Raw genomic sequence first — 13005 nt, 5'->3', positions numbered from 1 at the left:
CCAATATAGTAAATGTAGGCAAATAGTAGTCATTCCTATCTATACGAATTGGAATGAGTCTGTTATATTGTAAATGGTTATGTTGCTTAATAGTTTAGTAGATAATCTATATTTTGGTTGAGGAGGGGAATTTTAACACGAATTTAATGATATGCGTGTTAAGTAGTATGATGAAAAAAGGATTTCATAATGTTTTAGCTGCATCAATTGTATTTAGTATGGTAACGATTCCAAATTATTCCTATGCTAATGAACTTGGAAAAACTGTTACAGTTTCATCTGAAGAACAAGCTTTAAAAAGTATTGAAAACCATATGAAAGATGAAGATGGTCGGGGGGAAGATAAAGGAGTAAGAAGTGAAGTGCAAGGTGAGTTTCTTGTACATATAGTGAAAGAAGTACCTTTATACGATTCTAGTAATTTTCAAAAAGAGACAGGGATTCGTATTTCGAATCAAGTCGTAAAAGCTGAGAAGAGAAAAGGAAACGCTTACTATGTTCAAACTTCATCGGGAACGGGATGGATACAAAATAGTGATGGAAATGTAGAGGTTAAAGAAATTCACCCGTTATTAAGTGAAAAGTTAGTTATTAATGAAGAAAGCTCTACTTACTCTCAACCATTTACTTCATACAAAGAAGAAAATGTACTGGAGCCGCAAACTATTCAAGCAATTGGACAGGCGGGAGAATGGTTTCAAGTAAAAATAAATAATGAGATGAAATGGATTCATTCACCTTCAGCAAAATTTGAAGGAACAAAAGCTTCACTTATACAAGATGCAGCACCAACACGTACAAAACGTGCAGCAGCTATGTATGCTGCGCCAATAGAAGAGAAAACAACGGATATTTATGGTGTACCTTTAAAAGAAATGATTGTACCAAAAGGAAATGAAAATATTCGTCCAGGTTATGCGATGAACCCGAAGTATATTACGATTCATGAGACCGATAATTATAATGTTGGGGCAAATGCTAGAAACCATGCGATATATTTATATAACCAAGCAACGGGAACGGAAGATCGTTCAGCGTCGTGGCACTTTACGGTAGATGATAAAGAGATTTATCAGCATCTCCCACTAAATGAAAATGCTTGGCATGCTGGAGATGGAGCTGAAGGAACTGGGAATCGAGAATCAATTGCGATTGAAATTGCTGTAAACGAAGATGGTGATTATAATAAAGCTGTTGAAAATGCTCGTAAACTAGCAGCTTATTTAATGGGAGAATTAAATATTCCTTTAGAAAATGTGAAAAAACATCAATTTTGGAGTGGAAAGATTTGTCCAGCCATTATGATTAAAAATAATGGGTGGGAACCATTCTTGCAAGGAACGAAAGTTTATTATGATGCGAACCATAAAGATGATATATCGGGTGGTTGGTATGAAGCAGACATTCGTGAATTAGATAAGCGCGGTATTATGGTTGGAGATGGAAAAGGTTCTTATTGGCCAGAGCGCCTTGTGACACGTGGTGAATTTGCAAATTTAATATCAAGATCATTGCAGCTACCTGAAGGATCATCGAATTTTAATGACTTAAATACAGCACATCCATCGCTAATAGATGGTATTAATCGTGCAGCAAGTGCTGGGATAATAAGTGGTAGAGGAAATGGTATATTTGCTCCAAACGATACGATTAAACGAGATGAAGCTGTTATCATGATTGACCGTGCACTGCAATATAAAAAAATTAAAGGTAACTTAGTCTCGTTACCATTTTCAGATCAAGATTTAGCATATGATAAACAAGCTGTACAACGTGTTTATGGATTAGGTATTGTAAAAGGAAATGAAAATAATGAATTTATGCCGAAAGGTTCTGCAACGCGTGGAGAATCGGCAGCATTTATTAATAGAATGTTAAAAGTAATAGAAAGTAAATAATGAAAAAGCATTCGCGATTGCGAGTGCTTTTTTTATTTTTCAATACGTTATGGAAGGGAGAGAAGGGTTTTGAAGGGAATAAGGAATGAAAGCGGAGGTGATGCATATATATAGATGCGTTAAGTTGTTTTTTGCATATTGTATAAATGAAAAGGAGGTAAGACGGTGAAAGCTATACCGACTGATGTCCTGAGTAAAGAATTGATGGAAAGAGAAGGCGTTATATCTATTACAGTAAAGGAATTTGAAAAAATCGAAGTAGCTGGAGTAGTAGTCGCTGGTCCCGCGGTTATTTTGATTAATCAAGATTAAGTACATAGTATTGAAATAAAAAGTATCCTAGATGGATGCTTTTTATTTGTGTAGAAGAAAGAATATGGTGGATAATTGCCTTACTGGAGGGAGAGTATGTGGCAATTATTATAACGATGTTAGTAATGGGGATTTTATTAGGGTTTGTTGGAGCTGGGGGAGCCGGGTTTATTATCGCGATACTCACTTTAGTATTCCATATTCCTATTCACGTTGCACTTGCAACGTCTTTAACTGCTATGGCATTTACGACATTATCTGGGGTTATAAGTCATTATCGTGAAGGAAATGTAGTACTTACTATAGGCGGGATTGTTGGGGGATGTGGAGCGCTTGGTTCTTATATCGGTTCAAAAATTGGTTCACTTATACCAGGACATCTTCTTCATTGGTTTACAGCTGGGATGCTATTTTTATCTGCAATTTTTATGTTTATTAAATTAATTAAGTTTCAAAATAGGGAAGAGTTACTTTTAGCAGAGATTAAAGATTTTTCGAAAGAGAACATAATGAAATGTATATGTCTTGGATTAGTCACTGGAATGATGGCTGGTTCATTTGGGATTGGTTCTGCACCATTTATTCAACTTGGATTAATGGTTCTATTAGGATTGACGATTCAGCAATCTGTAGGAACAACAATGCTTGTTATATTGCCCATTGCGATTGGGGGTGGGTTAGGGTATAGTTCAGAAGGGTATCTAGATTATATATTATTATTGCAAGTATTAATTGGGACGATGCTAGGAGCTTATATCGGTGCGAAGTTTACAAATTATGCACCACGTATGCTTTTGAAGTTTTCAATGATTATGACACCAGTTTTCGCTGGATGTATGTTATTAATGGGATAAAAATAATATAGCAAACTAATATGTTTTACGAATGAATTATGTAAGTAATTCATATTTCCCATATAAAAGGATTTGCTTTAATATAATGAGTGTAAAGTTCGAGTATTCGAAGTACTACTTGAATTATATCCCTATCCCTTTTCTAAAAATGCGAACAAGTTTTGCCCTATTCTATTCAATATTTAATTGTATAGAAATATATTGTTCGATGACCATTATGGAACGTACATAATGGAACGTACATAATGGGAAAATCCCGATCCTTAAAGAGGATGCCCCTAATCTTCATGTGAAAATATGATCGGATATGAAAGCTGACCAATTTATGGTCAGCTTTCTTTTTGTTCAAAAACTATTTCTTCTTTAATTTCAGTTTGTAATAATAAAGCTTTTCCGAAACGACGTTTACATTCTGCACGCACTTTTTCAATGGCTAGTAGCTGAGTAGTAGCAGGAACTGTGACGATAGCTTGGCGAGGTTTTCGATTTTCTTCACAAAAGACACATTCCACAACATATTTAAAAATCATGCTTTCATCCTTCCGTTTTTAATTTCTAAGAAGGAACTGCCTATGAAGTTGATGTAAAATTTCGTCATTGTTTTCCTTTTTTCCTCTTTTTTCAAGGAGAAAATACAAAAGGAGACGAATAGTAGTACGGGAGGGGTGTATATGGAAAGATGGATAGGTTGCGCAGCAGTATGTGTAAATGAAAGAAATGAAGTTTTAATGGTATTACAAGGACAAAAGGATGAAGAAAAAAGGTGGTCCGTCCCAAGTGGAGGACTTGAAAAAGGAGAAACATTAGAGGAATGTTGTATCCGAGAGGTTTGGGAAGAAACAGGCTACAATGTGGAAGTTGTAAGTAAAATATACGAAAAAGAAGCGATTACATATGGGGTTCCTGTATACGTTCATTATTATGTCGTAAAAAGAATAGGCGGTAGTATGAAAATCCAAGATCCTGATGAGTTAATACATGAAATTGCTTGGAAGAGGATAGATGAAATGAAGGAATTAACGTTATCTTTCCCGGAGGATTATGAGATTTTAAACAAATACATAAATAAAAAAGCAAGTGTGTAAACACTTGCTTTTTCAATGTATCCACGATAAGAAAAGCGGAACGATAACTAAACTAGCTCCTGCAGTTAAAAGCATAGATAAACTTGCAATCGTTCCTTCTACAGGGCCGATTTCGAATGCTTTTGATGTACCAGTTCCATTTGCGCTCGTTCCTAACATAATACCTTTTGCAATTGCTGTTTTAATACGGCATATACGAATGAGAGAAGGTCCGAGCAATGCTCCTGTTAACGCAGTTAAAACAACAAATACTGCTGTTAATTGTGACATACCACCAATCATTTCTGAAATGGCCATTGCAATTGGCGTCGTTACAATATGAGGTGCTAAACTATGCTCTAACGATGAATCAATTTGAAAATAATTTGCTAGTAGTGCTGAAGTAATAACTGATAGAAACGAACCGACAATGACATTAAGTAAAATAGCCATTCCATGTTTCTTAAGTAAATCAAAGTATTTATAGATTGGCCATGCAAAAGCAACTGTTGCAGGTTTTAATAATTCTGTTAACCAGTGGCCTCCAGTTTCATACGTTTCATAAGATGTGTCTAGTCCGAGTAATAACGCGATTAAAATAATAGGACATACGAGAAGAGGAGAAAGTAAGCTCCAATTCCAGCGTTGATACATTTTCTTCGATATCCAATATGTGAATAGTGTTAATAGTAAACAAAGAAAGCCGATCATTGCACGGATCCTTTCCGCTTTAGTAGCAATTCTGTTAAGAGTCCTGTAACGAGAGTGACACAAAGTGTACTAATCATAATAATTAAGATGAGATCGATTCCATATTGTGATAGTGTATCTTTGTAGCGTATGACAGCGACTGCAGAAGGAATGAAAAATAAAATAAGTTCTTTTAATAAAAAGTCTGCACCGTCTTGTATCCACTCTTTTTTCACTAGGTTAAATTTTAACGAGATTAATAATAAAAAAATACCGATAATACTTCCTGGAACTGGGAGGTGTGCCTGTTTTGCAATCCATTCACCTGTCCAAGCGAAACAAAATAATAGTAAAATTTGTCCGCTTAATTTCCACCATTTCATACAGTAACCACCTCTTTCTTTTTTTACATAAAAATTGTAAAAAAGAATTAACAATTTCTACTATACGTTCATTCAAAAAATTTGTCTAATATATAAATTATATGTTATTAATATATTAGACGTATTAATTGAAATGGAAAAGGGTGTCCAAAATGGAATTACGGCATTTGCAATATTTTGTTGTAGTGGCAGAGGAGTTACACTTTGGACGAGCAGCTGCTCGTTTACAAATGACACAACCACCGCTTAGTCAACAAATTCAGCAATTAGAAAAAGAAATGGGAGTTATGTTATTTTCAAGAACGAAGAGAAAGGTTGAATTAACAGAAGCTGGAGAAATGTTTTTGAAAGAAGTAAAAAAAGCGTTTGAACAAATTGAAAAAGCTGTAGAAATTGCACAAAGTGCCCAAAGGGGAGAAGTGGGCTCACTTTCAATTGGTTTTGTAGGTGCGGCGATATATGATATTTTACCATCTATCGTAAGGGAGTATAGAAAGAAATTTCCGAGGGTGTCTGTTGCATTACATGAATTATCTACTCCAGATCAAGTGCATGCACTTCATGATAATCGTATTGATATTGGATTTTTGCGTCCACCAATCCCGACACAATTATTAGAATTAGAGCCAATTCAAAAACTATCTTGTACGTTATGTTTACCGAAGGCTCATCCACTTGCAGAGAAAGATGAAATACATATAGAAGATTTACGGGATGAACCGTTTGTATTTATTACGAGACCAGTATGGCCAGCTTTGTATGATACAATTTTATCCCTTTGTAGAGAAGTTGGATTTAGCCCGCGTATTGTGCAAGAAGCAACGGAATATCAAACAGTTATGGGACTTGTAGCAGCAGGGATTGGAATTACAGTCATACCGGTATCGGCAAATAAATTATATAAAACGGAAGTTGTATATAAAGAGCTATATGATTCTAATTTTGTTGCAGAAATGTCAGTCGCTTACAAAAAAATGAATAGCAATCCAGAGCTTTTAGAGTTTTTAAAAATTGCAAGAGAGAAGAAAAGAATAGAAGTTGAGGATGAGATTAATTAAGTTATTGAAAAATACACCTCGTTAAACACTAAAGCGGAAATGTAATTGCATTTCCGCTTTAGTGTTTTTTTAGTTCTATACGAAAGAGATAAACATGTTCATTTTTGTTTTCTAGGACTAAAGACTTAGAGAAAATTCCGATTGTAGTGCGATGTTTAAAATGTCATATTTTTATACACTAGTAGTATAGAATGCGTATGTAATAAGGTAGGGGAAGAATTTTATGTCTTTATGTCGGTTAGCGAGAAAAAATATAAGAACATTTGCTACCAAAAGGATGAAGCAATTTATGTGGATTGCTATGAGTATTATGATTTTGTTTTTTATGATATCGCTACAATTTAATGAAGTAGTTGCTGGGGAATTAGGGACTACACTTTTATTTCAAATGTGTTTTTACACGTTGTTTATCGTAGTCATTTTCATATGTACGTTTATTACATATAAAATGACTTATTCTCTTTTGCAAGCGAGGAAAGAAGAAATTAAATCTTATGTAGCAGAGAATAGGAAGAGAAATGATGTACTATGTTTATTATGTCAGGAGCAATTATTTATTTATGGAGCAGCGTTTGTTTTTGGATTAGTTAATGGGATGTTATTTTTAAAATTATTTACGATTATCTTTATGAAAATAACAGGAATACAAGGGATAAATAGTGCACCGATTACAATATATGCAATAGTAGTAGTGAGTATAATTATGATTGTTATCCTTCTATTATCGATGGTGCAATGTATTCGATTTGTTCAAAGTTTACAAGATGAAAATTCATTTCAGTTTAAAGAAAAGGCATGAGAAATCATGCCTTTTTCCATTTTACACATAAAAATAATCATGTTACAGTGTAAAGACCTGACAAAGAATGGGAAGGAAAGGTTGTATAGCATGACAAATGAACAATCGATTGTAAAGGTTGAGCGGTTAACGAAGCGAATCGGTTCAAAGACACTTGTAGAAAATATTAGTTTCGAAGTTAAAAAAGGTGAAGTAGTTGGTTTGCTTGGACCAAATGGTGCTGGAAAAACGACTTTAATGAGAATGATGGTCGGCATGATTCGTATGACAGAGGGCGAAGTTTGGATTGATGGTCAATCTGTAAAACAGCAATTTGAAAGTACTGCCTCGAAAATTGGAGCGGTAATTGAGACACCGGAATTTTATCCGTTTTTGAGTGGCTATGAGAATTTAACATATTTCGGACGCATGAATGGTAACGTGACAGAAGAACGTATCGATGAAGTAGTGAAACTGCTAGGTATGGGACAAGTCATTGATCGCAAAGTAAAAGCATATTCACTCGGCATGAGACAACGTTTAGGAATTGCCCAAGCGCTTATTCATGATCCAGATGTATTAATATTAGACGAACCAACGAATGGATTAGACCCTAGTGGAATACATGAAATGAGAATGTACATAAAGAAAATTGCACATGAACAAGGAAAAGCGGTACTGGTATCTAGTCACTTACTTTCGGAAGTTGAATTAATGTGTGATAGAGTTATCATTATTCAGCACGGAGAATATGTCGCGATGCAAAATATTCAGCATAATCAAAGTGAAGAGATGGAGACAATCCGTATACGCGTAGATGATGCGAATAAAGCGGCAGAAATGTTAGACCAAGATGTTTTAATAAAAGGTAATGATTTACTTATTCATGTAAAAGATGAAGAAATCCCAAATGTTATTCGTACATTGCTTGAGAAAAACATTCAAGTGTATCGTGTATATGAAGAAAGAAAAACGTTAGAAGAGCAATTTTTAGAATTAACAGGGGGAAAAGATATTGTTTAATTTAGTGTATAACGAATTGTATAAAATATTTAAGCGAAAGCGAACGATTATTCCATTTGCAGTTATTGCAGTATTAATAATCGGATTAGGATGGGTTACTGTAAAGTATTTGGAGCCGGAAACAAAAGGATGGAAAGCTGATTATACAGAACGAACTGTAGAAATTGAGAAAAAGCTAGGCATGGAAAAAGGAGCAATTTTAGCGGAACGATCTGGGGATGAGCTTGTAAAGGAATATCAGCTCAAGATGAAGCATTTAGATACAGATACAGCACCGGCAAGTAGTTCTCCACTTTCTTTCATGAGAGATACAGGCTTTATCGTATTTCCAATATTACTTCCGTTTATCCTCGTGTATGCAAGTACAATTTTTGCGAATGAATATAGCTGGGGAACATATAAATTTTTAACAATACGACCAGCGAGTCGCTTTAAAATTTTGACAGCTAAGTTTTTAGCAATTGTCATATTTGCAGCATTATTGTTTATATTTAATATGATTTTCTCCATTTTATGTGGACTGGTTATTTATAAATTCCAGCAGCCTGCATGGAGCGAGTTTATTTTCCAAGATGGAAATATTATAAAACAAAATATTTTTGTAGAAGCTAGTAAGTATTATATTTTATCGTGGTTGCCGACGATTGTGTACGCAGCGTTTGCGTTTATGATTTCTGTGCTAACAAGATCTAGCGGAGGCGCGATTGGTATTTCACTATTTCTCGCTTTATCAGGAAACATCGCATTACTAGCAGCAACTAGATATGATTGGGCGAAATATTTATTGCCAGCAAACACAGATTTATATAGTATTGCAAAGAATGGAAGCTTTATTGATGGAGTAACGTTCCCGTTTGCATCATGTATGTTATTACTGTATTTATTTGTATTTTTAATCATTTCCTATACAGTATTTTTAAAACGTGATTTAACTTAAAAAAAGGAGCCGTTAAGCATTTCTTAACGGCTCCTTTTTTAGGAAAAATGTTTAAGTGCCCTTTCAGCTAACAAAGCGAAGTATTCTGCACTTATAGGTAACGCTCGCTCATCTACTGTAAAGCTTGGATGATGCCATTCATGTGTACCACTCGTTCCCATAAAGACGAATGATCCTGGTATGTGTTGTTGATAAAAAGAGAAATCTTCGCCAGCCATGGAAGGAGTAGGGGTAATCACGTCTAGTGACATTTCCTGTGCAGTTTGTGTACATAAATGAGTAAGACTTTCATCATTATGGACAGCAGGAGGGCCTGAATGAAAATGGAATTCTGTCTTTACACCTAGTGCATCAGAAACGCCCTTAATGATACGTTCCATTAAGGCTGGAATTTTTTCGCGTGTTTCAGCTTGGAAAGTACGAACAGTACCTTCTAATATTGCTTTTTCAGGAATAACGTTCCACGTATTTCCTGAGTGGATGTTTGTGACACTAACGACGGCATTATGTGAAGAACTTATATTTCGGCTTACAATAGTTTGTAGTGCCATCACAATTTGAGAAGATGCGACAATAGGGTCTACCCCAGCATCTGGTACAGCTGCATGTGTACCAACTCCGTGAATTTCAATTTCAAATCGATCAACTCCGGCCATCAGTGGACCATCTTTAATACCGATTGTACCTACTGGTAAATCAGGTTTATTATGCATACCGAAAATAGCTTGTACACCACGTAAATGCCCGGCTTCGATGACGTTGCAAGCACCATTACTACTTTCTTCAGCTGGCTGGAATATAAAGCGTACAGTTCCGCTAAGAGAAGATTCTTTTTCTTTTAGCAAATAAGCAGCCCCTATAATAGCAGCTGTATGAAAATCATGCCCACAAGCGTGCATTTTTCCATGGATTTTTGAAGCGTAGGATAAATTTGTTTCTTCCTGAATAGGAAGGGCATCAATATCAGCACGGATTGCTATAAGCGGTCCGTTACGATTCCCCGAAATTTCAGCAATAACGCCCGTTTCTAAATTAGAATTTATAATCGTAATGTTTTTCTCTTCCAACCAATTCTTTATAGCTTTCGTCGTTTCAAATTCTTCGTATGATAGTTCTGGATGCTCATGTAAATTTCGACGAATAGAAATTAGCGTCTCAGTTAATTGCTCTAGATTTGCTGCCACTTATAATGCCTTCTTTCTTAAATAAAGTATTTACATTAAGTATACAATATTAAAAGAGAGGATTCTCAAATGAAAATCCCCTCTCGTTTATGCTGCCAATTTTTTGTGTGTATGATGTTTACGATAACGTCCACGCATTGCATAAGCAATTTGCGGGATTGCAATCCCGATTAAAATAAGTGATACACCGAACCATTGTGAAGATAGTACAGCTTCTTTTAAAACGAATACAGACATAATTGTTGTAACTGGTAGTTCCGCAGCGCCAAGAATAGTCGCTAAGCCAGAACCAATCTTTGGAATACCAATTGTAAAGGCGATAGAAGGAATGACGATACTGAATGTTCCTAAACCTAAACCGTATTTCCAAAGTCCTTCAGAAATTGCACCGTTAAAAATAAATGTTGGAGGGAATACGATCATTACTAAAGTTAAAGCACCAGCCATTAAAAGAACACCGCGTGGTAATGAAGGTACTTCAACAGCAACTTTTCCGCTCACGAAAATGTATGTTGCAAATGTAACAGCAGATAATAGGCCTAATATAATTCCAGTCGTATCGAAATCACCTGCTGATTTTTCTAGTAAACCACTTGATAAAAATGTACCTGCAAGTAAGAAAATAACAGAAATAACTTTTTCTCTTGAAGGTAAAGTTTTTGTTGCGACTGCTTCAATAATAATTCCGACCCAAACGAATTGGAATAAAAGTATAATGGCGATAGATGCTGGTACAGTTTTTAATGAAGCATAATAAAAAATTCCAGTGAAACTTGCAGATGTACCTGCAACGAATAAAATTAAAGCTTGTTTTAATGGAACACGATGTCTAGAAAATAGAAGTGTAATAGCAAGCAAAATAATCCAACCGAACAAATATTGGCTGCCAATTACCTCTCCAAGTGAAAATCCTTCTGCATATGCAAGTTTAACGAAAATAGCTAAAATCCCATAACTACACGCTCCTAATAAAACTAAAAGAGAATAACGAAGCATGAAATATTCCTCCCATCTATATGAAATTGTTCCGTAACGGACATATATAACTAGAGGGAAGTATACAAAATTAAAAATGAAGGGTCAAATAAAAGAAAAGTGTGACATTTTATAGAATAATAATAAAAGTATGATATTTATGCATAATCTTGAAATTAGTAATAATAGAAGTATTGTAAAATCAAGTTTGTATTGTATAAAGACAGCATTTGAAAAAAATATTTTTTAATCAATATGTATATAAACGTACGAATAACATGCTAATCATTTGAGAAACTATATTACCTTTGTTATGTTAATAACATTAGAGAGGTTTTGTAGTGTAATTGAGATTTTTCTATATAAATAGAAGGAAATGAAAACGTTTTTTCAGAAAAAGTGTGAAAGGGTAGTTTTTCTTATTATCACGTTGGAAAAGTGATTTCACGAATTGTTCATAGTATTTTTATATGTTTTTGCTACAATATGTAAGGAGAGGAGTGGAATAATGCAAGATATTAGTATTTTTTTAGCGTTTGGTGCTGGGTTTTTATCATTTATTTCCCCATGTTGCTTACCGCTTTATCCGGCATTTTTATCGTACATAACAGGTATGTCGGTTTCTGAGTTGAAAGAAGAAAATGCAATGCTTCGCAAAAGAAGTATGATACATACAGCGTTTTTCTTACTTGGATTTTCAATTATATTTATTGCAATTGGATTTGGTACAAGTTTTATTGGAGGCATCTTTACAAATTATAAAGATTTAATTAGACAGTTAGGTGGTATATTTATCATCGTGTTCGGTCTTATTATTGTCGGTGTGTTTAAGCCGAAGTTTTTAATGCAAGATCGTAAATTCACGTTTAAAAATCGTCCGAGTGGTTATTTTGGATCTGTTTTAATTGGGTTGGCATTTGCTGCAGGGTGGACGCCTTGTACAGGACCTATTTTAGTGTCTGTAATCGGATTAGCAGCAACAAATCCAGAATCAGCAATGATTTATATGATTGCATACATACTTGGATTCGCTATTCCGTTCTTCGTGCTATCATTCTTTATTACGAAAATGTCTTGGATTAAAAGAAATAGTATGAAGTTCATGAAAATCGGGGGATACATTATGATTATCATGGGTATCTTCTTATACTTTAACTGGATGACAAAAATTATCGTATATTTCTCAAGTTTATTTGGTGGTTTTACGGGTTTTTAGTATTATTCTGTGAAAATGTTGGAAATACTAACGGAAAAGCATATAATGAAAGTATATTTTGCATATAGCCACAAAAAAGGATGAGAAAATATGAACATAGTTGTTTTATCCAGTATCGTTGCTGTTTGTATGGCTGTTGGTGCGATGTTTATTCGTTTAAAAGCAGCTAAGAAACCTGCAACATTGAAAAAAATTATACTTCCACCATTTTTTATGAGTACGGGAGCGTTGATGTATGTTTTTCCTGAATTTCGATTAACTCCAGCAGAAATGTTAGAAGCGATTGGCGTCGGTTTGTTTTTCTCTATTTTTCTTATTAAAACATCTAAATTTGAAATTAGAGGACAAGAGATTTATTTGAAGCGTTCCAAAGCATTTGTTTTTATATTAATTGGATTACTTGTCGTGCGAATTGTATTTAAAACATACTTAAGTCAATCTCTTGATTTAGGACAACTTAGTGGGATGTTCTTCTTACTGGCGTTCGCGATGATTGTGTCATGGAGAATTGCTATGTACCGTTCCTTTACGAAATTACAGAAGGAAATGGAAAAAGAAGATGGTTTTTATAATGAAAAAGATATGAAATTAACTTAAAAACTGTATATGTATAAAATAAAAAGACAGCGTTTT

The 13005-nt window shown here is 34.5% G+C and carries 15 protein-coding genes and 1 pseudogene; 11 read left to right on the top strand and 5 right to left on the bottom strand.

What is annotated here, in order from left to right:
- The first annotated feature begins 170 nt into the window (after positions 1-170).
- The 3 genes from ACTFR9_RS10465 (at position 171) to ACTFR9_RS10455 (ending at position 3064) form a co-directional block, all read left to right on the top strand.
- On the top strand, positions 171-1898 hold the full coding sequence (locus tag ACTFR9_RS10465; RefSeq protein WP_002170177.1) for an S-layer homology domain-containing protein: 1728 nt from the start codon (positions 171-173) through the stop codon (positions 1896-1898).
- 165 nt (positions 1899-2063) lie between these two features.
- Complete coding sequence (locus tag ACTFR9_RS10460; protein WP_000644411.1) at positions 2064-2210, top strand: BC1881 family protein; 147 nt, start codon at positions 2064-2066, stop codon at positions 2208-2210.
- 98 nt (positions 2211-2308) lie between these two features.
- Complete coding sequence (locus tag ACTFR9_RS10455) at positions 2309-3064, top strand: sulfite exporter TauE/SafE family protein (RefSeq protein WP_000974648.1); 756 nt, start codon at positions 2309-2311, stop codon at positions 3062-3064.
- 329 nt (positions 3065-3393) lie between these two features.
- Here ACTFR9_RS10455 and ACTFR9_RS10450 read toward each other — a convergent pair whose 3' ends face one another.
- Positions 3394-3594, bottom strand: coding sequence for a DUF3903 domain-containing protein (locus tag ACTFR9_RS10450; protein ID WP_000576449.1), 201 nt, complete (start codon positions 3592-3594; stop codon positions 3394-3396).
- A gap of 141 nt (positions 3595-3735) precedes the next feature.
- Here ACTFR9_RS10450 and ACTFR9_RS10445 point away from each other — a divergent pair, with 141 nt between their 5' ends.
- Positions 3736-4149 (top strand): NUDIX hydrolase, encoded by a 414-nt coding sequence (locus ACTFR9_RS10445; RefSeq protein WP_000442963.1) that lies wholly within the window; start codon positions 3736-3738, stop codon positions 4147-4149.
- Positions 4150-4161: 12 nt separating this feature from the next.
- Here ACTFR9_RS10445 and ACTFR9_RS10440 read toward each other — a convergent pair whose 3' ends face one another.
- A complete protein-coding gene (locus ACTFR9_RS10440) occupies positions 4162-4839 on the bottom strand; it encodes an LrgB family protein (RefSeq protein WP_000578958.1) in 678 nt (225 codons plus the stop codon).
- Positions 4836-5201 carry a CidA/LrgA family holin-like protein gene (locus ACTFR9_RS10435; protein WP_000872364.1) on the bottom strand — a complete coding sequence of 122 codons (366 nt, stop codon included), beginning with the start codon at positions 5199-5201 and terminating at the stop codon, positions 4836-4838. Before ACTFR9_RS10435 ends, ACTFR9_RS10440 begins: the two co-directional genes overlap by 4 nt.
- Positions 5202-5353: 152 nt before the next feature.
- On the opposite strand from ACTFR9_RS10435, the gene alsR reads away from it, so the two are divergent.
- The 4 genes from alsR (at position 5354) to ACTFR9_RS10415 (ending at position 8997) form a co-directional block, all read left to right on the top strand.
- A complete protein-coding gene (gene alsR, locus ACTFR9_RS10430; protein ID WP_000423226.1) occupies positions 5354-6259 on the top strand; it encodes an acetoin biosynthesis transcriptional regulator AlsR in 906 nt (301 codons plus the stop codon).
- A gap of 223 nt (positions 6260-6482) precedes the next feature.
- The gene (locus tag ACTFR9_RS10425) at positions 6483-7058 is read left to right on the top strand and encodes an FtsX-like permease family protein (protein WP_000050622.1); all 576 of its coding nucleotides are present in this window, start codon (positions 6483-6485) and stop codon (positions 7056-7058) included.
- Between the two features lie 90 nt (positions 7059-7148).
- Positions 7149-8060 (top strand): ATP-binding cassette domain-containing protein, encoded by a 912-nt coding sequence (locus tag ACTFR9_RS10420; RefSeq protein WP_440048965.1) that lies wholly within the window; start codon positions 7149-7151, stop codon positions 8058-8060.
- Entirely contained in the window at positions 8053-8997 is a 945-nt protein-coding gene (locus tag ACTFR9_RS10415) for an ABC transporter permease (protein ID WP_000482769.1), read from the top strand. Before ACTFR9_RS10420 ends, ACTFR9_RS10415 begins: the two co-directional genes overlap by 8 nt.
- Before the next feature lie 38 nt (positions 8998-9035).
- Here ACTFR9_RS10415 and ACTFR9_RS10410 read toward each other — a convergent pair whose 3' ends face one another.
- A complete protein-coding gene (locus ACTFR9_RS10410; protein ID WP_000729800.1) occupies positions 9036-10181 on the bottom strand; it encodes a M20 peptidase aminoacylase family protein in 1146 nt (381 codons plus the stop codon).
- Positions 10182-10268: 87 nt separating this feature from the next.
- Entirely contained in the window at positions 10269-11177 is a 909-nt protein-coding gene (locus ACTFR9_RS10405; RefSeq protein ID WP_000947030.1) for an EamA family transporter, read from the bottom strand.
- 326 nt (positions 11178-11503) lie between these two features.
- On the opposite strand from ACTFR9_RS10405, the pseudogene ACTFR9_RS10400 reads away from it, so the two are divergent.
- The 3 genes and pseudogenes from ACTFR9_RS10400 (at position 11504) to ACTFR9_RS10390 (ending at position 12969) form a co-directional block, all read left to right on the top strand.
- Positions 11504-11648, top strand: a pseudogene (locus tag ACTFR9_RS10400) (peptidase T).
- Positions 11649-11664: 16 nt separating this feature from the next.
- The gene (gene ccdA, locus ACTFR9_RS10395; protein WP_001152681.1) at positions 11665-12372 is read left to right on the top strand and encodes a cytochrome c-type biogenesis protein CcdA; all 708 of its coding nucleotides are present in this window, start codon (positions 11665-11667) and stop codon (positions 12370-12372) included.
- A gap of 90 nt (positions 12373-12462) precedes the next feature.
- On the top strand, positions 12463-12969 hold the full coding sequence (locus ACTFR9_RS10390; protein WP_001028639.1) for a CcdC family protein: 507 nt from the start codon (positions 12463-12465) through the stop codon (positions 12967-12969).
- Positions 12970-13005: the final 36 nt, after the last annotated feature.

It is taken from the genome of Bacillus cereus group sp. MYBK222-1, from assembly GCF_051916425.1.
Classification (GTDB): domain Bacteria; phylum Bacillota; class Bacilli; order Bacillales; family Bacillaceae_G; genus Bacillus_A; species Bacillus_A paranthracis.
The sequence above is the reverse complement of the archived record's forward strand: the minus strand, read 5'-3'. Positions and strand labels throughout refer to the sequence as shown.

Bases quoted from the DNA above. Each gene is read 5' to 3' on its own strand.
- alsR (WP_000423226.1), top strand. From the start codon at position 5,354: ATGGAATTACGGCATTTGCAATATTTTGTTGTAGTGGCAGAGGAGTTA.
- ccdA (WP_001152681.1), top strand. From the start codon at position 11,665: ATGCAAGATATTAGTATTTTTTTAGCGTTTGGTGCTGGGTTTTTATCA.
- ACTFR9_RS10420 (WP_440048965.1), top strand. From the start codon at position 7,149: ATGACAAATGAACAATCGATTGTAAAGGTTGAGCGGTTAACGAAGCGA.
- ACTFR9_RS10435 (WP_000872364.1), bottom strand. From the start codon at position 5,201: ATGAAATGGTGGAAATTAAGCGGACAAATTTTACTATTATTTTGTTTC.
- ACTFR9_RS10440 (WP_000578958.1), bottom strand. From the start codon at position 4,839: ATGATCGGCTTTCTTTGTTTACTATTAACACTATTCACATATTGGATA.
- ACTFR9_RS10390 (WP_001028639.1), top strand. From the start codon at position 12,463: ATGAACATAGTTGTTTTATCCAGTATCGTTGCTGTTTGTATGGCTGTT.
- ACTFR9_RS10445 (WP_000442963.1), top strand. From the start codon at position 3,736: ATGGAAAGATGGATAGGTTGCGCAGCAGTATGTGTAAATGAAAGAAAT.
- ACTFR9_RS10405 (WP_000947030.1), bottom strand. From the start codon at position 11,177: ATGCTTCGTTATTCTCTTTTAGTTTTATTAGGAGCGTGTAGTTATGGG.
- ACTFR9_RS10450 (WP_000576449.1), bottom strand. From the start codon at position 3,594: ATGATTTTTAAATATGTTGTGGAATGTGTCTTTTGTGAAGAAAATCGA.
- ACTFR9_RS10465 (WP_002170177.1), top strand. From the start codon at position 171: ATGAAAAAAGGATTTCATAATGTTTTAGCTGCATCAATTGTATTTAGT.
- ACTFR9_RS10425 (WP_000050622.1), top strand. From the start codon at position 6,483: ATGTCTTTATGTCGGTTAGCGAGAAAAAATATAAGAACATTTGCTACC.